This window comes from Microbacterium sp. AG238 (assembly GCF_003610405.1).
Classification (GTDB): Bacteria; Actinomycetota; Actinomycetes; order Actinomycetales; family Microbacteriaceae; genus Microbacterium.
In genome coordinates, this window is the sequence record NZ_RAQC01000001.1 from 399509 (window position 1) to 422338 (window position 22830).

22 protein-coding genes and 1 tRNA gene are annotated in these 22830 nt (G+C 68.7%); 8 read left to right on the forward strand and 15 right to left on the reverse strand.

Annotated features, from left to right (window positions below; translation table 11 throughout):
• Positions 1 to 16 precede the first annotated feature (16 nt).
• From DEU36_RS01815 to DEU36_RS01835, 5 genes are read right to left on the reverse strand one after another with little or no spacing between them, the layout of a single operon-like run.
• The gene (locus tag DEU36_RS01815) at positions 17 to 943 is read right to left on the reverse strand and encodes a carbohydrate ABC transporter permease (RefSeq protein ID WP_259455174.1); all 927 of its coding nucleotides are present in this window, start codon (positions 941 to 943) and stop codon (positions 17 to 19) included.
• Positions 940 to 1968, reverse strand: coding sequence for a sugar ABC transporter permease (locus DEU36_RS01820; protein ID WP_120262665.1), 1029 nt, complete (start codon positions 1966 to 1968; stop codon positions 940 to 942). The genes DEU36_RS01815 and DEU36_RS01820 overlap by 4 nt, the downstream gene beginning before the upstream one ends.
• A 42-nt stretch (positions 1969 to 2010) precedes the next feature.
• Positions 2011 to 3099: a Gfo/Idh/MocA family protein gene (locus tag DEU36_RS01825; RefSeq protein ID WP_120262666.1), complete on the reverse strand. Its 1089-nt coding sequence runs from the start codon at positions 3097 to 3099 to the stop codon at positions 2011 to 2013.
• Positions 3096 to 3824, reverse strand: a complete 729-nt coding sequence (locus DEU36_RS01830) for a cupin domain-containing protein (protein WP_220700890.1) — start codon at positions 3822 to 3824, stop codon at positions 3096 to 3098. The genes DEU36_RS01825 and DEU36_RS01830 overlap by 4 nt, the downstream gene beginning before the upstream one ends.
• Positions 3821 to 4951, reverse strand: coding sequence for a Gfo/Idh/MocA family protein (locus DEU36_RS01835; protein ID WP_120262667.1), 1131 nt, complete (start codon positions 4949 to 4951; stop codon positions 3821 to 3823). The genes DEU36_RS01830 and DEU36_RS01835 overlap by 4 nt, the downstream gene beginning before the upstream one ends.
• Before the next feature lie 194 nt (positions 4952 to 5145).
• Here DEU36_RS01835 and orn point away from each other — a divergent pair, with 194 nt between their 5' ends.
• The 5 genes from orn (at position 5146) to DEU36_RS01860 (ending at position 7020) form a co-directional block, all read left to right on the forward strand.
• Positions 5146 to 5769 (forward strand): oligoribonuclease, encoded by a 624-nt coding sequence (gene orn / locus DEU36_RS01840; RefSeq protein WP_120262668.1) that lies wholly within the window; start codon positions 5146 to 5148, stop codon positions 5767 to 5769.
• A 38-nt stretch (positions 5770 to 5807) separates the two neighbouring features.
• Positions 5808 to 5883: transfer RNA gene (locus tag DEU36_RS01845), tRNA-His, on the forward strand.
• Positions 5884 to 5909: 26 nt separating this feature from the next.
• The gene (locus DEU36_RS01850) at positions 5910 to 6260 is read left to right on the forward strand and encodes a metallopeptidase family protein (RefSeq protein WP_120262669.1); all 351 of its coding nucleotides are present in this window, start codon (positions 5910 to 5912) and stop codon (positions 6258 to 6260) included.
• Positions 6251 to 6550: an ATP-dependent Clp protease adapter ClpS gene (gene clpS / locus DEU36_RS01855; RefSeq protein WP_120262670.1), complete on the forward strand. Its 300-nt coding sequence runs from the start codon at positions 6251 to 6253 to the stop codon at positions 6548 to 6550. Before DEU36_RS01850 ends, clpS begins: the two co-directional genes overlap by 10 nt.
• Complete coding sequence (locus tag DEU36_RS01860; RefSeq protein WP_120262671.1) at positions 6547 to 7020, forward strand: DUF2017 family protein; 474 nt, start codon at positions 6547 to 6549, stop codon at positions 7018 to 7020. The genes clpS and DEU36_RS01860 overlap by 4 nt, the downstream gene beginning before the upstream one ends.
• Here the strand turns inward: DEU36_RS01860 and DEU36_RS01865 are convergent, their stop codons facing one another.
• The 6 genes from DEU36_RS01865 to gatC all read right to left on the reverse strand — a co-directional run bounded on the left by DEU36_RS01865 (position 7021) and on the right by gatC (position 12638).
• Positions 7021 to 7536, reverse strand: coding sequence for an AAA family ATPase (locus DEU36_RS01865; RefSeq protein ID WP_259455175.1), 516 nt, complete (start codon positions 7534 to 7536; stop codon positions 7021 to 7023).
• Between the two features lie 40 nt (positions 7537 to 7576).
• On the reverse strand, positions 7577 to 7897 hold the full coding sequence (locus DEU36_RS01870) for a hypothetical protein (RefSeq protein WP_120262672.1): 321 nt from the start codon (positions 7895 to 7897) through the stop codon (positions 7577 to 7579).
• Between the two features lie 40 nt (positions 7898 to 7937).
• A complete protein-coding gene (gene dinB / locus DEU36_RS01875) occupies positions 7938 to 9197 on the reverse strand; it encodes a DNA polymerase IV (protein WP_120262673.1) in 1260 nt (419 codons plus the stop codon).
• 116 nt (positions 9198 to 9313) lie between these two features.
• Positions 9314 to 10831, reverse strand: coding sequence for an Asp-tRNA(Asn)/Glu-tRNA(Gln) amidotransferase subunit GatB (gatB, locus tag DEU36_RS01880; protein ID WP_120262674.1), 1518 nt, complete (start codon positions 10829 to 10831; stop codon positions 9314 to 9316).
• Complete coding sequence (gene gatA / locus DEU36_RS01885; RefSeq protein ID WP_120262675.1) at positions 10831 to 12342, reverse strand: Asp-tRNA(Asn)/Glu-tRNA(Gln) amidotransferase subunit GatA; 1512 nt, start codon at positions 12340 to 12342, stop codon at positions 10831 to 10833. The genes gatB and gatA overlap by 1 nt, the downstream gene beginning before the upstream one ends.
• Positions 12339 to 12638: an Asp-tRNA(Asn)/Glu-tRNA(Gln) amidotransferase subunit GatC gene (gene gatC, locus DEU36_RS01890; protein WP_120262676.1), complete on the reverse strand. Its 300-nt coding sequence runs from the start codon at positions 12636 to 12638 to the stop codon at positions 12339 to 12341. Before gatC ends, gatA begins: the two co-directional genes overlap by 4 nt.
• A 52-nt stretch (positions 12639 to 12690) precedes the next feature.
• On the opposite strand from gatC, the gene DEU36_RS01895 reads away from it, so the two are divergent.
• The gene (locus DEU36_RS01895; protein WP_120262677.1) at positions 12691 to 14388 is read left to right on the forward strand and encodes a long-chain-fatty-acid--CoA ligase; all 1698 of its coding nucleotides are present in this window, start codon (positions 12691 to 12693) and stop codon (positions 14386 to 14388) included.
• Positions 14389 to 14422: 34 nt separating this feature from the next.
• Here the strand turns inward: DEU36_RS01895 and ligA are convergent, their stop codons facing one another.
• Together ligA and DEU36_RS01905 are read right to left on the reverse strand one after the other, a co-directional pair.
• A complete protein-coding gene (gene ligA / locus DEU36_RS01900) occupies positions 14423 to 16735 on the reverse strand; it encodes an NAD-dependent DNA ligase LigA (RefSeq protein WP_120262678.1) in 2313 nt (770 codons plus the stop codon).
• 9 nt (positions 16736 to 16744) lie between these two features.
• Positions 16745 to 17419 (reverse strand): DUF4166 domain-containing protein, encoded by a 675-nt coding sequence (locus tag DEU36_RS01905; RefSeq protein ID WP_120262679.1) that lies wholly within the window; start codon positions 17417 to 17419, stop codon positions 16745 to 16747.
• A gap of 25 nt (positions 17420 to 17444) precedes the next feature.
• Between DEU36_RS01905 and DEU36_RS01910 the strand changes: the two genes are divergently transcribed.
• A complete protein-coding gene (locus DEU36_RS01910; protein ID WP_120262680.1) occupies positions 17445 to 18461 on the forward strand; it encodes an epimerase in 1017 nt (338 codons plus the stop codon).
• On the opposite strand, the gene mnmA is transcribed toward DEU36_RS01910, so the two are convergent.
• Positions 18418 to 19515, reverse strand: a complete 1098-nt coding sequence (mnmA, locus tag DEU36_RS01915) for a tRNA 2-thiouridine(34) synthase MnmA (protein WP_120262681.1) — start codon at positions 19513 to 19515, stop codon at positions 18418 to 18420. The genes DEU36_RS01910 and mnmA overlap by 44 nt on opposite strands.
• 9 nt (positions 19516 to 19524) lie before the next feature.
• Positions 19525 to 20712 carry a cysteine desulfurase family protein gene (locus DEU36_RS01920; protein WP_120262682.1) on the reverse strand — a complete coding sequence of 396 codons (1188 nt, stop codon included), beginning with the start codon at positions 20710 to 20712 and terminating at the stop codon, positions 19525 to 19527.
• 44 nt (positions 20713 to 20756) lie between these two features.
• Here DEU36_RS01920 and glgX point away from each other — a divergent pair, with 44 nt between their 5' ends.
• Positions 20757 to 22826, forward strand: coding sequence for a glycogen debranching protein GlgX (glgX, locus tag DEU36_RS01925; protein ID WP_120262683.1), 2070 nt, complete (start codon positions 20757 to 20759; stop codon positions 22824 to 22826).
• The last annotated feature ends 4 nt before the right edge of the window (positions 22827 to 22830 follow it).

Genomic DNA, 22830 nt, shown 5'->3' on the forward strand with positions numbered 1-22830 from the left:
GTTCGACGTAGGGGATTCAGCCCTTGACCGACCCGAGCATCACGCCCGAGACGAAGTAGCGCTGGATGAAGGGGTACAGGCAGATGATGGGGAGCACCGTGAGGAGCATCGTGACGGCCTGGATGTTCGAGGCGACCTGCGCGGACTCGCCGCCGAGCGCTTCCTGTACCCCCGTCGCGGCAGCGATGAGGTTTCGGAGATAGACCGTCACGGGGAACAGCGACTTGTCGTCGAGGAACAGGAAGGCGTTGAACCACGAGTTCCAGATGCTGACCGCGTAGAACAGCGTCATCGTCGCGAGCACGGCCTTCGACAGCGGCAGCACGACCCGGAAGAAGATGCCATAGGTTGTGAGCCCGTCGATGGCTGCCGCCTCTTCGAGCTCCTCGGGGAAGTTCTCGAAGAACGACTTCATGACGAGCAGGTTGAACACGCTGAGCGCCCCGGGGACGACGACCGCCCAGATGCTGTTCCGCCACCCGAGATAGTTCGCGATCAGGATGTAGTTCGGGATGAGCCCGCCGCCGAAGAACATCGTGAAGACGGCGATGCCGACGAAGAAGGTCCGGCCCTTCAGATACGGCTTGCTGAGCGCGTACGCATATGTCGTCGTGATCGCCATCGCGATGATGGTCCCGACGATCGTGTAGAGGAACGTGTTCCCGTAGTTCGTCCAGAACGTGCCGTCGTTCATCACCACGCGGAAGGTGTCGATGTTGAATCCCCGCGGGATGAGGTTGACCTCGCCGGCGGCGATGTACCCCTCAGACGAGAACGCCTTGGCGACGAGGTTGATGAAGGGGTAGAGCGTGACGACGCAGACGAGGACGAGAGCGACGGCGTTCACGACACGGAAGGCGCGGTATCCCGGCGATTCCCGGATGACGCCGGTCTCCCGCCGCACGCGTGCGGCGTCGGGCTTGGGGGGCAGGGCTTCGGTCACCACAGCGAGGTACCAACCAATCGACGTGAGAGGGCGTTGGCGCCGAGCACGAGCACGAGGCCGATGATCGCCTCGAACAAGCCGATGGCCGTTCCGTACGAGAACTGGGCCGACTGGATGCCGACGCGATAGAGGTAGGTCGAGATGACGTCCGCCGTCGAATAGATGAGCGGGTTCTGCAGCAGCAGGACCTTCTCGAATCCGACGGCCATGAAGGAGCCGATGTTGAGGATGAGGAGGACCATCATGGTCGGGCGGATTCCGGGCAGAGTGATGTGCCAGGTCTGCTGCCAGCGGTTCGCCCCGTCGATGCGGGAAGCCTCGTACAGCTGGTCGTCGATCGTGGTGAGCGCCGCGAGGTACAGGATCGTTCCCCAGCCGACGGTCTGCCACACCTCCGACGACACGTAGATGGAGCGGAACCACTCGGGCCGCTGCATGAACGGGACGGGGTCGCCCCCGATCGCCTCGACCACCTGGTTCACCGTGCCGTTCAGCGCGGTGAGCTGCAGCACGAGGCCCGCCACGATCACGACCGACATGAAGTGGGGCAGGTACGAGATCGTCTGCACGATCCGCTTGAAGCGTCGCGATCGCAGCTCGTTGAGCATGAGGGCGAGGATGATCGGCAACGGGAAGGTGATGAGCAAGGTGAGACCGCCGAGAACCACCGTGTTCCAGAACACCGTCCAGAACTGCTGGTTCGAGATGAACGCCTCGAAGTAGTAGAAGCCCACCCACTCGTCGCCGAATATCGAGCCGCCGGGGCGGAACCGCCGGAACGCGATCACGTTCCCGAGCATCGGGATGTACCTGAAGACGAGCAGGAAGACGACCGGCGCGAGCAGGAACGTGTACAGCCGCCAGTCCCGGGCGAGGGCGCGGCGCCAGGTCTGCTTGGCACGGGGCGTGCGATCTCGCCGGAACCGTCGCCGTTTCGCCGGCGCAGTCGTGATCGCGCGCGTCGCAGTGCCGGCGGGCGGGGCATCGCCGAGCCGCACGGGCGGGTGAACGGATTGCGTCATAGGGAACTCCACATCGTCGTGGTTCTCGTGAGCGGGTTGCGTCTAGGGCGTGAGCACCGACGCATGCGAGGACGAGCCGACGAGCGTCGCACCCGCCTGCGCGTGCAGGCTCAGTTCTGCGGCCATCAGCGCGTGCGCCTGACTCATGGCGGTCTCGGTGCCGTCCAGGCAGTCGCGGATGAGCCGCCCGAAGTACGGGAAGCCCGTCATCCCGTTCGCATCGAAGCGCTGCTGCGTGTTCTGGTTGACGAGGAACAGCTGGCCACCGCCGTTGTCGGTGGTGATATCGATGTACTTGCGCAGCTCGATGTACCCGTCGGTGCCGAGCAGCAGTGTCCTGCCGTCTCCGAACACGCCCAGCCCGTCCGGTGTGAACCAGTCGACCCGGACGTAGCCCGTCGCCCCGTTGTCGAGGATCACGTGCGCGTCGCCGAAGTCCTGCAGGCCGGGCGTCTCAGGATGCGCGTAGTTCGCGATCGTCGACATCGACACGCGACCGCCCGCCGCGCGCGTGTAATGCAGGATCTGATCGAAGTTGTGGCTTCCGATGTCGCACAGGATGCCGCCGTACTGCGCTGGGTCGTAGAACCAGTCGGGTCGTCCGCTCCCGACGCGGTGCGGCCCGAAGCAGACGACTTGGAGCACCCGGCCGATCGCTCCGCGCTCGACGAGCTGGTCGGCGAGGATCGCCGCCTCCGAATGGACGCGCTCGCCGTAGTAGACGGCGTAGAGCAGCCCGGTCCGCGCGGTCGCCTCGCGCACGGCATCCAGCTGCGCGAACGTCGTGAGCGGGGCCTTGTCGACGAACGCGTGCTTGCCCGCTTCGATCGCGCGGAGTCCGATCGAAGCACGCTGCGAGGGGATGGCCGCCGTCGCGATCAAGCGCACCTCGGGATCGTCCAGCACCTCCTGCTCGCTCGACGCGACACGTGCCGTCGGGTACTGCTTCGCGAACGCGGCAGCACGAGCGGGGTCATCGTCGAACACCCAGGTCACGGTCGCACCGGCACCGACGAGCCCGTCGGTCATCCCGAAGATGTGCCCGTGGTCGAGGCCCACAGCCGCGAAGGCGAACTCGCCCGGCTCGACGACCGGACGCGGGAGGGCGTCGAAAGTGTATGAATGGCTCATCGGGGGTTCTCCTGGTCTGTGAGGTCGTAGGCGCGGATCCGTCCGCACATGCCGAATGCGCGATCGCCGGACGCCGTGGGAGCTTCATGGATTCGCGCATCGTGCAGGTGAGTCACGTCGCCACGCGCGACGGCGTCGGTGAGCGTCAGCGACTGCTCCGCCTGCGCGAGCGCGCGTTCGCGCACGAGTCGTCCCCAGGCGGCTGCGCGGTGCCGGACGATGGCCCCGGCCTGCCGGTAGAACTCCTCGAGAGGCGTCCGATCGCCGTCGATGACGGCGTCGCGGAGTGTCTCGAACCCCGACACGGCGAGATCACGCCGACGTGCGGCACGGGCGGCGCGCTCGTCGCCCTCGCCCAATGACGCGGCGTCTGCGTAGGCGGCCGGGTCGCCGACGATCTCGGACGGAAACGTCATCACGGCGTCGCCCGCCTCGGGCAGGCCCGCATTGCTCATCAGCACCAGCACCTCGAGCCCGCCCTGGTTGACCGCCCGGTGGATCGTTCCGGGCGTGAACCAGACGACCGACCCGGACTCCAGGACCGCCTCGCGGAATCCGTCGCTGTCGATGGTCTGCAGCGCTCCCCGCCCACCGACGACGAGGTACGCCTCGGTCGAGACGAGATGCATGTGCGGGCTGCCGCCGCGGATGCCGTCCGAAGCGGGGTCATCGTAGATGTCGAGGTGCGACAGCGAGGTGCCGCCGGGGAACGATGACACGGTCACGATGCCGCCTCTGCGAGCGACTTCTGCTTCTCGAAGAAGTGCGGTGCCCGCTCGACCAGTCGACCGGCACGGTAGTAGGGGTCGTCGGCCCCGATCGGCAGCTCCACGAACGCGCGTTCGATACCCGCTTTGTAGATGGCGGTGACGACCTCGATCGCGTTGCGGCCGTCCCACCCGTCCGCAATCGGCGCGCGGCCGTCCCGGATCGCGCCGAGCAGATCGCCGATCTGCCCGGCGTGTCCGGAGTGAGCGAGGGGTTTCCGCGCGGAGACGACGCTTTCGATGGCGGCCACCACGTCGGGGGCGCCGCCTTTCGCGGGGAACCCCCCGCTGTCTGTGCGCTCGGCGATCACCCGCCAGGGTTGGGATACCCGGGCCTTCTCCCCCTGGATGACGATCTCCTGCTCTTCGCCGTGATGCACCACGGAGCTGGTGAGCTGAGCGAGGCCGCGCTCGTATCGCAACACGGCGACCGAGAGGTCCTCCACCTCGCTATTGTCGTGCTGCGCGTTCGCGAGCATCGCGGTGATCTCCGTCGGGCGACCCAGCAGCCACAGCAGCAGGTCGATGTGGTGGATCGCATGGTTGAGGGTGCAGCCGCCGCCCTCCTTCTCCCAGGTTCCGCGCCACCAGAGGTCGTAGTAGGGCAGCCCACGCCACCAAGCCGAGTCCACACGCACTGACGAGATCGATCCGAGCAGGCCGGACTGGACGACGGCTTTGAGCGTCGCGAGGTCGTCGCGGAACCGGTTCTGCGCCACCACCGAGAGCACCTTGCCCGAGCGTTCCTGAGCCGCGAGCATCGCGTCGCACTCCTCCAGAGACGGCGCCATCGGCTTCTCCACCAGCACGTTCACTCCCCCGTCCAGGGCCGCGATCGACAGTGCCGCGTGGGTCGAAGGGGGTGTCGCGATGCTGACGAGGTCCAGATCAGCCTCTGCGATCATCCGAAGGGGGTCGTCGTACCCGACGGCGTCGACGAGGCCGAACTCGGAGGCCTTCTGCGCGGCTTTCCCAGGCGAGACGTCGGCGAGTGCGACGATCTCGCATTCGCCGGGGAAGGCGAGGTACCCACCGATGTGCGCGCTGGCGATGCCGCCGGTGCCGATGATGCCGATCCTGAACATGCTTCCTCGCACTTCCTGAGCGTTGCGCTTCTACTACGTATTACTACGACGTAGTAGTCATGATGGACACAACGACGCGCGTGGTCAAGGATTTTCTCCGCCGCATCGGAAAACGCCTTCCAGATCACCTGCGTCGGGCATCAACACCCACGGGGCGGGCCGCCGTGTCGCAGCCGATCACTAGGATGGGCGACATGGTGGGAACAGCCGAGAACGACCGTCTCGTATGGATCGATTGCGAGATGACGGGGCTGGATCTCAGCGTTGACGAGCTCGTCGAGGTCGCCGTCATCGTCACGGACTACGAGCTCCGACCGCTCGACCCGGGTTTCCAGCTCGTCATCCGTCCGAGCGAGGCCGCACGGGCGAACATGGGCGACTTCGTCACCGCGATGCACGAGACCTCGGGGCTGCTGTCCGAACTCGACTCGGGCGTGGCGCTCGCTGATGCCGAGACCGCCGTGCTCGAGTACATCCAGCGTTTCGTTCCCGAGGGGAAGGCCGCGCTGGCGGGCAACACCATCGGCACCGACCGCATGTTCCTCGCGAAGTACATGCCGCGTGTCGACTCCTGGCTGCACTACCGCAACGTCGACGTCTCGAGCATCAAAGAACTCTCGCGACGCTGGTTCCCTCGCGCCTACTTCCAGGCGCCGGCCAAGGACGGCGGACACCGGGCGCTGGCCGACATCCGAGAGTCGATCCGTGAACTCGCTTACTACCGCTCCGCCGTGTTCGTGGCCGAGCCCGGACCCACCAGCGACGAGGCCCGGGCAGCCGCTGAGGCAGCCGTGTCGTCGTACGCTCCATCCGTGTAATACAATCGTAGGGTTGCCCGGTTTCACCGGGAGACATGGTGGCTATAGCTCAGTTGGTAGAGCACCGCGTTGTGGTCGCGGGGGTCGCGGGTTCAAGTCCCGTTAGCCACCCCACGTAACACCCCGGTCCGGGAGTGCAGATGATCGAGATGGATGTCGAAGAGTTCGAACTCCTCGTCACCGACGAGCTCGACCGATTGCCCGATGACATGATCGACGGGCTCGACAACGTCATCTTCGTCGTCGAAGACCGCCCCGAAGACGGCAGCCTCGACCTGCTGGGCCTCTACGACGGCTACGCCCTCACCGAGCGTGACCGCTACGGTCAGGGCGAACTGCCGGATCGCATCATCGTCTACCGCGAACCCCACCTGGCCGCCTGCGACGATCTTCCGGGCCTTCGCGACGAGATCCACACCACCCTCGTCCACGAGATCGCTCATTTCTACGGAATCGACGACGACCGCCTGCACGAGCTGGGATGGGCATGATGAGCACCGCGCTCCCCGACCTGGACCGCGAGACCGACCTTCGCGCCGCGCCAGACGAACCGTGGCAGACCGTCGTGTGGAACGACCCCGTGAACCTGATGTCATACGTCGTCCATGTGTTCCGCACCTACTTCGGGTACTCGCGCGACCGCGCGACACAGCTCATGCTCGCCGTTCATCACGATGGCCACGCAATCGTCGCGGAAGGTCCGCGTGAAGCGATGGAGGCCCACACGCGAGCGATGCATGAGTTCGGCCTCTGGGCGACCGTGCGGCGGGGGAACGAATGACCCCTTCCGTCGTCTTCGGACTGCCCCGCCCTGAGGCGGACTACCTCCGCGAGCTCGTCGAGCAGTACCTCGAACTCGTCACCACGCCCGATGACCCGCGTGACCCGGCGGCGCGACGGCTCTCGCCTGACGCCTATCCGGACGACCCGGATGCCGCGGCGGAGTTCCGTGAACTCACCCGCGACGATCTGGCGGCCACACGGGCCGCGGACGCCCGGCTGATGCTGGCGGCCCTCTCGAGCCCTCATGATCATGAGGGCGACACGGAGCCCGCGGCGATACTGACACTCGCACTCGACGCGCGAGAGCAGACCGCATGGCTGCGCACCCTGGCGGGACTTCGTCTCGTACTCGCGGAGCGCATCGGAATCAGTGACGAGAGCATCATGCCTGTCGGCGATCCGCGCTTCGACGTCTACGAGTGGCTCGGCTATCGGCAGGAGATGCTGCTGCAATCGCTCGACGCGTGATCAGGCGAGCTCGACGACATGCGTCGCGAGACTCCGAGGGTCATTGCGGGATATGTGGTCCTGCTCCTGGGCCGCCCAGCGTTCCCAGTGCGGCCGGTAGGTTTCGCCGTCACGCGCCAGAGCGCGCTGCTTGCGCACATCCGCCGGGGCGTCCAGCCATATCGTGACCGCCGCGAAGGACGCCGCCGCGGGCGTCAACGCGCCGCTCCCCTCGAGGATGATCGCGTCGGCCGCGTTCGCGACACGCTCAGCGCCGTAAACGTCCTCAGCCCAGTCCCACTGCTGCCATCGCGCTGCCTCACCGTGACGGCGGGGGGCGAGCACGCGCGCGACGGCGTACTCGGCGCCCGCCGCGAGACCGTCCCATCCGGGATAGAGCTCATCGAGCGCGACAAGCTGGGGCGTCGTGCTCAGGGTGGCCCACCGCCGCTGGAGCTCACGGGCCAGCGTCGACTTGCCGGCGCCGCTGCGTCCGTCGATGATCACGACATCGCCCGGCGACAATTCGCCCAGCACGCTTTCGATGAGCGCGCCCGGTGTCAGGCGCGCGGCAGCCCTACTTCTTGAGGGCGCGGATGACACGGCTGAGAGCGCGGCCCACGACCCAGACGAAGGGAATGCCGACGGCGACCAGCGAGACGAGGTTCGGCTCGAAGCGCAGATCGTCACCCTTGCGTACGTACGCGCCGACAGGAATGGCGTAACCGCCGCCACCGCCGCCGCTGTTGCCCTCGGTGTCCTCGCCCGCGCCGAACCCACTGCACGTCAACGCGACAGGGATGAGCGTGATGCCACCGACATCCTGCTGCTCACCGTAAGCGCTGGTGACGCCGATGGTCGCGGACTGCTTGCCGAGTTCGAGTGCGAGGTTGGGCATGGACCCACCGTACCCTCCTCCGGCGCTCGCGGTACAGGTGTCAGTGATCGTGGTCGGGCCGTGGGTTGGTGGGCATGGCGCCGACGTCGCGTCGAGGCCCGAGCACGCTCGCCCGCGTGACCGCGCCGCGACCGAAGCGAGCGCGGGCTCCGTCGAGCGCGTCGTCGACGCGGCGCCACTCCTCGTCGTCGTCCCAGAGCGTCAGCCCGCCGGTTCCGTCGGGTCGGAGCTTTTCGGCGCGCACCCCGATGAGTCGCACCGGTTGCGACAGCTCGACCGTCGAGAGGAGATCAATGGCGGCCGAACCGATCCGTTGGCCGACGTTCGTCGCGAGCGGCAGGGTCTGCGAGCGTGAGTATGTCGAGAAGTCGCTCAGACGGACCTTGATCGACACCGTGCCGGCCTCCCACCCACCCGCGCGCAGCCGCGCGCCGACCCGATCAGCCAGGCGTCGGAGCTCGGAACGGAGCACCGTGAGATCGGTGACATCGTGAGAGAACGTCTCCTCGTGCGAGATGCTCTTCTCAGCCCGTTCGGTCTGGACCTGCCGCGCATCGTGCCCGCGCGACAGATGCCACACACGCTCGCCCATCGCGGGCCCGAGGGCGCGGTCGAGCACCGATCTGGGGGTGTCCCAAACGTCGGCGACAGTGCGGATGCCGCGTGTGAGAAGGGCCTCTACTGCTTTCGGCCCGACGCCCCACAGAGCGCCGACCGGCCGTCCGGCCAGGAATCTGAGCGTCTGGTGCTCGGCGACGACGAGGAGACCGTCGGGCTTGGAGATCGTCGACGCCATCTTCGCGACATGCTTGGTCGCCGCGACCCCGACGCTGCAGGTGAGGCCCGTCTCGTCCAAGACACGTGCGCGGATGAGCTGAGCGATGTCGCGCGGGCTCCCCCAGAGCCGACGAGCACCGCTCACGTCGAGGAAGGCTTCGTCGATCGACAGCGGCTCGACCAGAGGTGTGATCGATCGGAAGATCTCCATCACGCCGCGTGAGAGCTCGGCGTACCGTTCGAAGGTCGTCGGCACGACGATGGCCTGCGGGCAGAGCTGCAGGGCACGTGCGACCGGCATTGCCGAGCGCACGCCGAAGCGACGAGCCTCGTACGAGGCGCTCGACACAACCCCGCGCCGTTCGACGCCGCCCACGATGATGGGCTTGCCGGCGAGCGACGGATCGTCGAGCACCGCCACCGCCGCGTAGAACGCATCCATGTCGACGTGGAGGATGCGCGTGCCGGTGTCGTCGGCGTCGGGCGGCGAAACGATGCGCCCCGAACCGTCTCCGCGTCCCATGGTTCCATTCTCGCCCGTGCCACCGACACCGGGCGCTGCTCGGGCGACGAAGCGGCGCCGCCGCCCCTCACGAGGAGGGAGTCGACGACGCCGCCGGGGTCGTGCGGATCGCTCTGCTACTGAGCCGCCCGCTCGAGGATCAGTTCGCGCACCCGCGCCGCGTCGGCCTGACCCTTCATCGCCTTCATGACAGCACCGATCACCGCACCCGCGGCCTGCACCTTGCCGTCCTTGATCTTCGCGAGGACGTCGGGCTGCGCGGCGAGGGCCTCGTCGATCGCGGCGATCAGCGCGCCGTCGTCGGAGACCACGGCCAGTCCGCGCGCGTCGACGACATCCTGAGGAGATCCCTCGCCGTCGATGACCCCCTCGAGCACCTGGCGAGCCAGCTTGTCCGTCAGCGTGCCGGCATCCACCAGCTTCTGGAGCGCCGCCACGTCGGTGGGCGCGACCAGAGACTGCGGCTCCGCGCCACGCGCATTCGCGACGCGCGTGATCTCACCGGTCCACCACTTCCGTGCAGAGGCTGGCGACGCGCCGGCCGCGACCGTGGCGTCGACCTCGGCGAGCAGACCGCCGTTGACGACGTCCTGGAACTCGAGATCGGTGAAGCCCCACTCGCCCTGAAGCCGGCGACGCCGGGCCGCGGGCGGCTCGGGAAGGGCGGCACGGAGCTCTTCGATCAACTCCGGCGAAGGAGCTACCGGCAGGAGATCGGGCTCCGGGAAGTACCGGTAGTCGTCGGCATCCGACTTCGGCCGCCCCGGCGAGGTCGTGCCGGTGTCTTCGTGCCAGTGCCGGGTCTCCTGCGTGATGGTGCCGCCCTCGGCGAGGATGGCGGCCTGGCGCTGGATCTCGTAGCGCACCGCCCGTTCGACGGAGCGCATCGAGTTGACGTTCTTCGTCTCGGTACGGGTGCCCAGCTTCTCCTGGCCCCGTGGCCGCAGCGAGACATTCGCATCGCATCGCAGGTTGCCGCGCTCGAGGCGCGCCTCCGAGATGCCCAGGCCGATGACGATGTCGCGGATCGTGCGCACGTACGCCTTGGCGATCTCCGGCGCGCGGTGCTCGGCGCCGAAGATCGGCTTCGTCACGATCTCGACGAGAGGCACGCCGGCACGGTTGTAGTCGACGAGCGAGAACTCCGCGCCCTGGATGCGGCCGGCGGCGCCTCCCATGTGGGTGAGCTTGCCCGCGTCCTCTTCCATGTGCGCCCGCTCGATGTCGACGGTGACGGTCGTTCCGTCCGACAGCTCCACCTCGACCGCGCCCTCGAACGCGATCGGCTCGTCGTACTGCGAGATCTGGTAGTTCTTGCCGAGGTCCGGGTAGAAGTAGTTCTTCCTCGCGAACCGGCTCGACGGAGCGATCGAGCAGCCGAGCGCCAGGCCCAGACTGATCGACGACCGGATCGCCGTCTCGTTCACGACCGGGAGTGCCCCGGGCAGGCCCATGTCGACCGGCGCGACGAGGGTGTTCGGAGCCGCGTCGTGATTGTCGGGGTGAGCCGGGTTCGCCGCCGGCGAGAACATCTTCGTGCGCGTGTTCAGCTCGACGTGCACCTCGAAGCCGAGCACCGGCTCGAACAGCTCCAGCGCCTTGTCGAAGTCCATCAGTGCGACCTTGGCAGCCATCAGCGTGCCCCTCCCAGGATCGGTGCGCGGTCGAGCAGCGGGCCACCCCAGCTGTCGACGAGCAGAGTCTCGAGCGCGGCGCCCACACGGTAGAGCTGCGCATCCTGGCGCGCAGGCGCGATGAACTGGATGCCGACCGGCAGGCCGTCGTCTTCGGACAGCCCCGAGGGGATCGAGATCCCCGGGACGCCGGCGAGGTTCACCGGGATGGTCGTGACGTCGTTGAGATACATCTGCAGCGGATCGTCGATCTGCTCGCCGAGGCGGAAGGCGGTCGTGGGTGCGGACGGGGTCGCGATGACGTCGACCTGCGCGAACGCGTCGTCGAAGTCGCGCTGGATGAGGGTGCGCACCTTCTGCGCACTGCCGTAGTAGGCGTCGTAGTAGCCCGCCGACAGCGCATACGTACCGAGGATGATCCGTCGCTTGACCTCGTCGCCGAACCCCGCTTCGCGCGTCGCCGACATGACGTCCTCGACAGTGCCGCCCGGCACGTCGACGCGCAGCCCGAAGCGGACGGAGTCGAACTTGGCGAGGTTGCTGGATGCCTCGGCCGGGAGGATCAGGTAGTAGGCCGCCACCCCGTACTCGAAGTGGGGTGCGCTGATCTCGACGATCTCGGCCCCCTGCGCCTCCATAGCCGCGAGCGAAGCGCGGAACGACGCGCTCACGCCGGGCTGGAAGCCCACGTCGGCCAGCTCGCGGATGACACCGATTCTGAGCCCGCGCAGCACATCGCCGCGGGCGCCCTCTCGCGCCGCTGCGGCGAAGGACGGCCACCGGTCGGCGAGCGAGGTCGAGTCGTGCGGGTCGTGCCCGCCGATGACGTCGTGCAGGAGCGCCGAGTCGAGCACGGTGCGCGAGACCGGACCCACCTGATCGAGGCTCGAGGCGAGGGCGATCGAGCCGTATCGGCTGACGCCGCCGTAGGTCGGCTTGACTCCCACCGTGCCCGTGACGTGCGCGGGCTGACGGATCGAGCCTCCCGTGTCGGACCCGAGAGCGAGGGGCGCCTCGAAAGCGGCGACGGCCGCGGCGGAGCCGCCTCCCGAGCCGCCGGGGATGCGCTCGAGGTCCCATGGGTTGCGGGTGGGTCCGTACGCTGAGTGCTCCGTCGACGAGCCCATCGCGAACTCGTCCATGTTGGTCTTGCCGAGGGGCACGAGGCCGGCGGCGCGAGCGCGGGCGACAACCGTCGCGTCGTACGGCGACATGAAGCCTTCGAGGATTCTCGATCCGCTGGTCGAGGGCATGTCGGTCGTGACGAGAACGTCCTTGATCGCGAGGGGCACGCCGGCCAGCTCGCCCAATGGATCTCCCGCGGCGCGGCGCGCATCGATCTCGCCTGCGACCTGGAGCGCGTGGTCGGAGACGTGCAGGAACGCATGCACGTCGCCGTCGACGGCGGCGATGCGGTCGAGGTGCGCCTGGGTCACCTCGACGCTGCTGACGCTTCCGTCGGCCAGGCGCGCCGCCAGCTCGGCGGCGCTCGAACGGATGATGTCGCTCACTGCTCCTCCCCCAGGATCGCCGTCACGCGGAAACGGTCGTCCGCACGTTCGGGTGCATTCTGGAGCACCTGTTCGAGCGTGAGCATGTCGCCGGGCACATCCTCGCGGAAGACGTTCTCGAGGGCGATGGGGTGGCTGGTCGCCGGGACATCCGGGGTCGCCACCTCCGACACCTTCGCGATGTTGTCGACGATCGCGTCGAGCTGTCCGGTGAGACGCTCGACCTCCTCGTCGTTCAGCTGGATCCGGGCGAGCACGCCGAGGTGGCGCACGAGATCGGGGGTGATTTCAGACACCCGTCGATTCTAGTTCGGGCCCGATCGTGCACGAGACCCGTAGGGTGTCAGCGTGACGACCTACGACCCGCCACGTCCCTGGATCGCCAGCTACGCCGACGGGGTGCCGGACGATCTCCCGCCCATGGAGGGCTCACTCGTCGACATCGTCGCGACGTCGGCGCGGGAGCATCCCGACGCTCCTGCCCTGGAGTTCTTCGGGCGCACCGTGTCATACCGGCAGCTGCAGGACCGCATCGAACGTGCGGCCGCCTATCTGAGGGACGCCGGCGTGCGCCGCGGCGACCGGGTGGCGATCGTGCTGCCCAACTGCCCCCAGCACATCGTCGCGTTCTACGCCGTGCTGCGGCTCGGAGCCGTCGTCATCGAGCACAACCCGCTCTACACGCCGCGTGAGATGCGCAAGCAGTTCGAGGACCACGGCGCGAAGGTCGCGATCGTCTGGAACAAGCTCGTCTCGATGCTCCTGGACTTCCCCGACGATCTCGCGCTCAACGCCGTGATCTCCGTGGACATCACCACGGCGATGCCGCTCGGCATGCGGGCGGCGCTCCGGCTTCCCATCGCGAAAGCGCGGGAGTCGCGCGAGGCGCTCACCTCTCCGGTGCCCCGAAACCGCGTTTACGGCTTCTGGTCGGATGCCGAACGACACGACCCCCTGCCGGTGAGCCACGTGGGCCCGACGACGGGAGATCTCGCGCTCATCCAGTACACCAGCGGAACGACCGGAAACCCCAAGGGCGCCGCCCTCACCCATCGCAACCTCTTGGCCAACGCCGCGCAGGCGCAGGCGTGGACGCCGACGATCGAGCGCGGCGAGGGTTGCGTGGTCTACGCCGTGCTACCGATGTTCCACGCGTACGGCCTCACGCTCTGTCTCACCTTCGCCATGTCGATGGGCGCCCGGCTCGTGCTCTTCCCGAAGTTCGATCCAGCCCTCGTGCTCGCCGTCCACAAGCGGCATCCGGCCACACTCCTGCCCCTGGTGCCTCCGATCGCCGAGCGTCTGCTCGCGGCGGCGGACGAGGCCGGTATCTCCCTCGCGGGAACGCAGGTCGCCATCTCGGGCGCTATGGCGCTCCCCCACGAACTCGTCGTCCCGTTCGAGGCATCGACCGGTGGATACCTCGTCGAGGGATACGGCCTCTCGGAATGTTCGCCGGTTCTCATGGCCAATCCGGTCGCGGACAACCGTGTGCCCGGGACGGTCGGATTGCCGCTTCCCGGCACCGAGTGCCGCGTGGTGGATCCTGACGAACCGACACGAGACGTCGAGCCCGGCGGTCGCGGTGAGCTTCTGGTGCGGGGCCCGCAGGTGTTCTCGGGCTACTACGGAAAGCCCGAGGAAACCGAGAAGGTCTTCGTCGACGGTTGGTTCCGCACCGGCGACATCGTCACGATCGACGAGGCGGGCTTCGTGCGCATCGTCGATCGGATCAAGGAGCTCATCATCACCGGCGGGTTCAACGTCGCCCCGACCGAGGTCGAGATCGCGCTGCGCCAGCATCCGCAGATCGCCGATGCCGCGGTGGTGGGCCTCCCCAGCGAGCATTCGGGCGAGGACGTCGTCGCCGCCGTCGTCGCGGTGCCCGGGGCGACGATCGACGAGGGCGACGTCCGCGACTTCTGCCGCGGCATCCTCACCCCGTACAAGGTGCCGCGCAGGGTCGTCGTGGTGGACGAACTCCCGAAATCGATGATCGGCAAGGTCCTCCGCCGCCAGGTCAGGGATCGACTGCTCGCGGGCTGACGCAGCCCGGGCGGGGTGCGGAGTCGACCGCGAGTCAGGACCCGAGAGCGGCCGGCCCCTGCTCGACGAGGACGCGGAACTGCGCGGCGTCGATGATTCGCACGCCCAGCTGTTCGGCCTTCGCCAGCTTCGAGCCCGCCCCCGGCCCGGCGGCGACGAAGTCGGTCTTCTTCGAGACGGACGAGCCAGCCTTACCGCCGGCAGCGAGGATCGCCTCCTGCGCGCCCTCGCGGGTATAGCCCTCGAGGGATCCGGTCGCCACGACCGTGATTCCTTCGAGCACTCCTCCCTCGACGACAGCGGCGCCCGGACCCGGGTGCCCCGGCACTTCGAGACGGGCTCCGGCTGCCTCCCACCGTTCGACGATCTCGCGGTGCCAGTCGACCCCGAACCAATCGATCAGCGAGTCCGCGATGATGCCGCCCACACCCTCGACCGCCGCGAGCTCGTCGCGCGTCGCCGCTCGGATCGCCGCGATCGAGCCGAACCACTGCGCGAGCGCACGAGCCGCGACCGGACCGACATGGCGGATGCTGAGCGCGACGAGGAACCGCCAGAGCTCCTTCGTTTTCGCCTTCTCGAGCTCGTCGAGGAGCTTGAGCGCCTGAGCCGACGGCTGCGGACCGGTCAGCCCCTCCTTCTTCTCCGCAGCCGAGGGGTTGCGCCGGAAGGGAGCTCGCCGCACCGGTTCGCCCGTCGTGTCGTCGACGCGCGGTTCGCCGGTCTCGGAGTCGCGCACGATGACCTCGATCGGCACCAGCTGGTCGAGAGTGAGCTCGAAGAGAGCCGCTTCGGTCACGAGCGGAGGCTCGGCCTCCCCCAGCGGCTGCGTCAGCGCCGCCGCCGTCACCTCGCCCAGCGCCTCGATGTCGAGCGCACCCCGCGAGCCGACGTGCTCGACGCGGCCCCGCACCTGTGCGGGGCACGAGCGTGCGTTGGGACACCGGAGGTCGATGTCGCCCTCCTTGGCGGGGCGCAGCGGCGACCCGCACTCGGGGCAGTCGGCGGGCATCACGAACGCACGTTCGGTGCCGTTGCGCAGCTCGATCACCGGTCCGAGCACCTCGGGGATCACATCGCCCGCCTTCCGCAACACGACCGTGTCGCCGATGAGGACGCCCTTCGCGCGGACGACGTCTTGGTTGTGCAGCGTCGCCTGGCGCACCACGCTCCCCGCGACGCGAGCCGGTGCCATCACCGCGAAGGGAGTGGCTCGCCCCGTGCGGCCGACCGAGACGACGATGTCGAGCAGCTTGGTGTTGACCTGTTCGGGCGGGTACTTGTATGCGATCGCCCACCGCGGCGCCCGGCTCGTCGCACCGAGCTCGTCGTGCAGCGCCAACTCATCGATCTTCACGACGACGCCGTCGAGCTCGTGCTCGACGCTGTGCCGGTTCTCGCCGAAGTGTTCGACGTAGTCGAGCACCCCCTGGATGCTCTCGTGGGTCTGCGAGTGGGGACTGATCGGAAGCCCCCACTCGGCGAGGAGCGTGTAGATCTCGCTCTGCGACGACACCGGCGGGTTCTGCCACGCGCCGATCCCGTGGACGTACAGGCGGAGCGAGCGGACACGGGCCTCCGAGGCCTCCAGTTCGAGCCCGGTCTTCTTGTCGAGCTGCTGCCGCAGGCCACCGCTGGCCGCGTTGCGGGGGTTCGCGAAAGCCGGGAAGCGTCGCTCGGCGCTGGTACGCGCGCGCTCCTCGTCGAACGCCCGGGAACGGGAGCGGGCCTCATCGACCACCCGGTCGCGCATGGCCGCCTGGAGCGCGTTGAGCTGAGCGAACTCGGCGACGGGGATGAAGATCTCGCCGCGGACCTCGACGAGGGAAGGGTGTCCCGAGCCCGCGAGTCGTTGCGGGATGCCGGCGACGCGCAGCGCGTTGACGGTCACGTCCTCGCCGACGCGCCCGTCGCCGCGGGTCGCAGCAGACGTCAGCACGCCGTTCTCATAGCGCAGGCTGATCGCGAGCCCATCGATCTTGAGCTCGGAGAGCCAGCGCACCGGGCGTCCGGCAGAGGCTGATGCCTTCATGCACCAGTCGGTCAGTTCTTCGGGCGAGAAGACGTTGTCGAGACTCAGCATGCGTTCGGCGTGCGTGACCGGGGCGAAGAGGGTCGACTCGGCGGCGCCGACGGTCTGGGTCGGCGAGTCTTGGGACTGCAGTTCGGGATGCCACCTCTCGAGTGCGTCGAGCCGGCGCATCCAGCCGTCGTACGTCGCGTCATCGACGACCTCGGCGTCGCGGCCGTAGTAGGCATCGCGCGCCGCGGTGATCCGTTCGATCAGGTCACGCGCTTCCGCGCGCGCTTCGTCGAGAGTGATCTCGGGGAGTTCTCCGTCTGCCACGTGGTCAGTCTAGGCAGGGGGCACGACGCTCCAGCCGGGCTTCCCGTCGAGTTGCCGGATGCGGTACGTGAACGAGCCGTGGTAACGGAAGAGCTCCCCCACGAGCCAGGCCCGCACCCTCACGTCGACACGTTGCGCCGCGGCATCCGCGGGGTCCGACGTCTCCGTCACCATCACCCGGGCTACCGGCGGGAGGGGCAGACGCAGAGCCCCGAGCCGCGCGGCGATCCCGGTCGACCGCAGGCGCATCCCGGTCGTATCGGCCTCGGCGCGCAGGCGTATCTCCAGTGCGCCCCGGCGCCCCAATCGGTCGACGATCTCGCCCGGTCGTGCGCTCGTCATCGCGTCGACCATCCGCCGCCGCGCGGTGGCGAAGAGGAAGTCGCGCTCGCCGCGCAACGACCCGTCGGGTCGGGGCGTGTTGGTGATGACGAACGGGACATCGGTGCCGTCCTCCGGGAACATCACACCTCTCCCCGCGATCAGGCGCATCACGGGGTGCAGCCACCGCGGGCCGCAGTACCCCGCCTCGTCATAGACGCCGTGCCCGACGCCCGCGCACCCGTCGGCGATCGGGCCGAAGTACAGCTGGAGCACGGGCGGCATCCGCTTCAGCTCGTCGCCGACCGCTCGCTCATACACGGAGGGCCGGCCGGGACGGGGGGTCGCAGCTTCACTGAACATGTTCAGAAACTACTACGATGGCGTCATGAACGACACCCGACCCCGCGCCGTCGTCGCCGGCGCCTCCGGATTCATCGGCGCAGCCGTCGTCGACGCGCTCACTGCCGACGGGTACACCGTCGACATGATCGGTCGCACCTCGGGCACGACGTGGGCCGACTCCACCGGTATCGACCGCCTCGTGAACGGCGCGGATCTGCTGGTCAACCTCGCGGGCAAGTCGGTCGACTGCCGCTACACCGATGGCAACCGCGACGAGATCCTGCGATCGCGCGTGGCGACCACGCGGGCACTCTCCGAGGCCGTCGGACGCGCCGAGCGGCCTCCGCGACTGTGGGTGAACGCCTCCACGGCCACCATCTACCGCCACGCCGTCGACCGCCCGAACTCCGAGTCCGACGGAGAGCTGGGCACCGGCTTCTCCGTCGATGTCGCGCGAGCATGGGAAGCGGCGTTCTTCCACGGCGAGCTGCCCGCGACGCGCCGCGTCGCCCTGCGGATGGCCATCGTCCTCGGCCCGGGGCCGGCGACCGCGATGCTGCTGACGTTGGCACGCCTCGGCCTCGGCGGGCCGCAGATCGACGGCCCGATCATCCCGCATCGCCGCTACCGCGGAATCGGTGAGGATCCCACCGGCGGCCCGGCGCCGTGGCACCGGACCCGTGGACGCCAACGCTTCAGCTGGGTGCACATCGATGACGTCGTAGGCGCCCTGCGCTGGGTCGACGCGCACGACGACATCACCGGGGTCCTGAACGTCGTGAGCCCGCACGTGTCGGACAACCGCACTCTCATGCGCCAGCTGCGGTCGATCGTGGGCATGCCGATCGGGATCCCCTCCTGGCGGTGGATGCTCGAACCCGCCATGTGGGTGCTGCGCACCGAGCCGGAACTCATCCTGAAGAGCCGCTGGGTGACGCCGGAACGGCTCTTGGATTCGGGATACCGGTTCCGCTACACCGAACTCGACGAAGCGCTCCGCGCAGCCGCCGGATCGATCAGGCGTCGACCCGAACGGCCGAGACGGTCCGGTCGATCGTGAACTGTCCGAGCACGCGGGTGCCGTCGTAGATGACGGCCGTCTGACCCGGCGCCACACCGTCGAAGGGCGTCTCCGGCACCACGACGATCTCGCTCGCCGTGATCTCGGCCCGCGCCGGCACCGGCTCGGCATGAGCGCGGATCTGCACTTCACACGACAAGGTCCGCTGGCTCGGTGCGCGACCGGCCCACGTGAAGCGGGCGCCCGCGATCTCGGCGGTCGCCAGCGCCTCCTTCGGACCCACCACGACACGGTTGTCGACCGGACGCACCTCGAGCACGAAGCGGGGCTTGCCGTCAGGCGCCGGCACTCCCAGCTGCAGGCCGCGGCGCTGACCCACGGTGAACGCATGGGCGCCTTCGTGACGCCCGATCACCGTGCCCGTGCGATCGACGATCTCCCCGACCTCGGCCCCGACCTTCTCGGCGAGCCACCCCCGGGTGTCGCCGTCGGGAATGAAGCAGATGTCGTGGCTGTCCGGCTTCTGCGCCACTGTCAGCCCGCGCTCCGCAGCCTCCGCACGCACCTGGGCCTTCGACGGCGTCGCACCGAGGGGGAAGTACGTGTGAGCGAGCTGATCGGCGGTGAGCACGCCGAGGACGTACGACTGGTCCTTCGCGGCATCCGACGCGCGGTGCAGCTCGCGCCCGTCGGGACCATCGACCAGCAGCGCATAGTGACCGGTGCACACAGCGTCGAAGCCGAGCTCGATCGCGCGCTCGAGCAGCGCCGCGAACTTGATCTTCTCGTTGCAGCGCATGCACGGATTCGGCGTGCGACCCGCGCGATACTCCGAGACGAAATCGTCGATGACATCGTCGCGGAAGCGCTCCGAGAAGTCCCAGACGTAGAACGGGATGCCGAGCAGATCAGCAGCACGGCGCGCATCCATCGCGTCTTCGATCGTGCAGCAGCCGCGACTTCCGGCGCGGAGAGTGCCGCCCGCGCGAGACAGGGCGAGATGCACGCCCACGACGTCGTGGCCGGCGTCGACGGCTCGGGCAGCGGCCACCGCCGAGTCGACGCCTCCACTCATGGCAGCCAGTACTCGCATCTGTCCAGTCTACGTACGGGCTGCGCGACCGGCGCGGGCGGCGACCGCACGTCGGTGCACCTCGGGAAGCGCCGCGAGGAAAGCGTCGACATCCGCGTCCGTACTGGTTCGCCCCAGCGTGAGACGCAGTACCGCACGTGCGTCGTCAGCGTCACGTCCCAACGCGAGAACCACGTGGGAGGGTTCCGTGACCCCGGCCTGACAGGCCGATCCGGTCGACACGGCGACTCCGACGGTGTCGAACAGGAAGAGGAGCGTCTCGCCGATCGTGCCCGGGAAGAGCACGTGCACGTTGCCCGGAAGACGATCGCCGAGGTCACCGAGGATCTCGGCGGAGGGTACGAGCGAACGGATGCCGTCGATGAGACGGTCGCGAAGCATCGTGAGCCTGCGCGTCTCACGTGTGCGGTCGGCTTCGGCGGCTCCCAGCGCCGCGGCGAACGCCGCGGCGCCGGCGACATCGGGCGTACCCGCTCTCAGCCCGCGCTGCTGACCGCCGCCGTGGGCCAGAGGCGTGAGCTGCGCGTGACGCGAGACGACGAGCGCGCCCGTGCCCACGGGGGCACCGACCTTGTGTCCGGACACCGACATCGCCACCAGCCCGCCAGGACCCGAGCCCGCGCCCCGCCAGGAGGCGAAGTCGAGGTGGACAGCGCCGAGGGCCGCGACCGCATCGAGATGCAGAGGGACCCCCGCGTCCCGCGCCGCAGCGGCGAGTGCCGCCGGGTCATTGCGCGTCCCGACCTCGTTGTTGGCGACGAGGGCGGTCGCGAGGACGGCTCCGGGCAGTGCCGCCGCGAACCGCCGCGGATCGATCCGGCCGACGTCGTCGAGCCCGACGGACCGCACGGTAGCGCCCCAGCGGGCTGCGAGCCATGCGACGGCGTCGATGGTCGCGTGATGCTCGCCGTCGGGCAGCACGATCGGGCCCGCCGGCACGCCCTCGCCCGCGAGCCAGAGACCCTTGACCGCCAGATTGACGGCCTCCGTGCCGCCGGATGTGAGAACGACCTCGATCGGCTCGCAGCCGAGCGCCGCCGCGACCGCGTCGCGGGCATCCTCGAGGAGACGGCGCGCGGCCTGCCCGGCGCCGTGTACCGACGAAGCGTTGCCCAGCGTCTCGTGCGCCGCCAACCACGCGTCGCGCGCCTCGGGTCGGAGCGCGGTCGTCGCAGCGTGATCGAGATAGACGACCATTGCACCTCCCCGAGCGTTCACCGTCGCTCATTACTGTAGATCGCATGCCCGACAGCATCAGCCCGGCCGGACTGCACGATTCCCGATTCGCCGACCTCGGCGTCACCATCCGCGACGACGGCGGCACGATCCGCGTGTGGTCGGAGCGGGCGACGACGATCGATGTGGTGCTGTTCGACGATCACGATCTCGATTGGGCGGTCGACGAGCGCCCGCTGTCGCCCGTCGGAGGCGGTATCTGGGAGGCGCACGTCGAGACACTGCGCCCCGGAGTGCGCTATGCGCTGCGCGTGGACGGACCCCACGGTCCGGGAGACGTGTTCAACCCCGAGACGCTCCTGCTCGATCCGTACGGCCGAGGCGTCGTCTCGGGCGCCCCCGGCGATCATCGCTCGGTCGTGGTCGACCCGGCGTTCGACTGGGGCGGCATCCGCAAACCGCGGATTCCCCGCGATCGCACGGTCATCTACGAGGCGCACGTCAAAGGACTGACGAAACGGCATCCCGACATCCCGCCGGCGCTGCACGGCACGTACGCGGGCCTCGGTCACCCGGCCATGATCGATCACCTGCAGGCGCTCGGAGTCACGAGCGTCGAGCTGCTCCCCATCCACGCGTTCGAGAGCGAGCCCCGTCTGCTCGCGCTCGGACTGGCCAACTACTGGGGCTACAACACGCTCGGCTTCTTCGCTCCCCACGCGGCCTACGCCACGCAGGATGCCCGCCGCGGCGGGCCGACGGCCGTCCTGAAAGAGCTCAAGCGCACGGTGCGGGCACTGCACGCGGCCGGTATCGAGGTCATCCTCGACGTGGTCTACAACCACACCGCCGAGCTGGAGCTCGGGGGCCCGCGCTCGAGCTTCCGGGGAATCGACAACCGCGCCTACTACCGCCAGCGAGACGATGGGGCGTACATCGATGTGACCGGATGCGGCAACGCCGTCGACACCTCGACCGATGCCGCCGCACGTCTGATCCTCGACTCGCTGCGGTACTGGAGCGAGGACGTGCAGATCGACGGGTTCCGCTTCGACCTCGCCGTCACGCTCGGTCGCGACGGCGAGCACGTGTTCGATCCGGAACACCCCTTGTTGCGCGCCGTCGCCGAAGACCCGGTGCTCCGCGACGACAAGATCATCGCCGAGCCCTGGGACATCGGACTCGGCGGGTGGCACACCGGTGGGTTCGGCGACGGGTGGCAGGAGTGGAACGACCGCTACCGCGACGGCATCCGCAACTTCTGGCTCAGTGACATCGACTATCTGCGGCGCGCCGGCACCTCGCCCGCCGGTGTCGGAGGCCTCGCCACCCACCTCGCCGGTTCCGCACCGCTCTTCGGCGCGGAACGAGGACCCCTCGCCGGCGTGAACTTCATCACCGCCCACGACGGCTTCACCCTGCGCGACCTCGTCTCGTACGACGTCAAGCACAACGACGCCAACGGTGAGCAGGGCCGCGACGGCGCCGACACGAACCGCTCGTTCAACCACGGCGCGGAGGGCGAGACCTCACTCGAGAACATCCTGACCGCGCGCCGCCGCACGATGCGCAACCTCGTTGGGACCCTCCTGCTCTCTGCCGGTGTGCCGATGCTGACGGCGGGAGACGAGATGGGGCGTACGCAGCTGGGCAACAACAACGCGTACTGCCACGACAGCGCCCTCACCTGGGTCGATTGGCAGCTGGCGGACTGGCAGGTCGACCTGCTCGCGCATGTGCGTACGCTCACGCGGCTGCGGGCGGAGAACCCGGCGTTGCGGCCGGTGCGCTACGCCGACCCCGAGGACGAGATTCCCGAAGCCTCCGTCATGCACTGGTTCGACGCCGAGGGCCAGCCCATGACGCAGAGCACCTGGACCGACCCCGAACAGCGCACGCTTCAGTACGTCGCGACCTCCACGCCGGCGCACGAACCGCACAACTGCATACTCCTGGTGATCCACGGCCGTGAAGCAGACTCAGAGGTCGTGCTGCCGTCGGTCGGGACGGCGACCTCGTTCGTCTCGCTGTGGTCCAGCGCCGACGAACACCCCCGCGCCCGCCACGAACGGTTCGCCCCGGGCGAGCGTCTCGCCCTCTCCGGGCCGACGTTGCATTTGCTCAGAGCCGAGTAAGGCG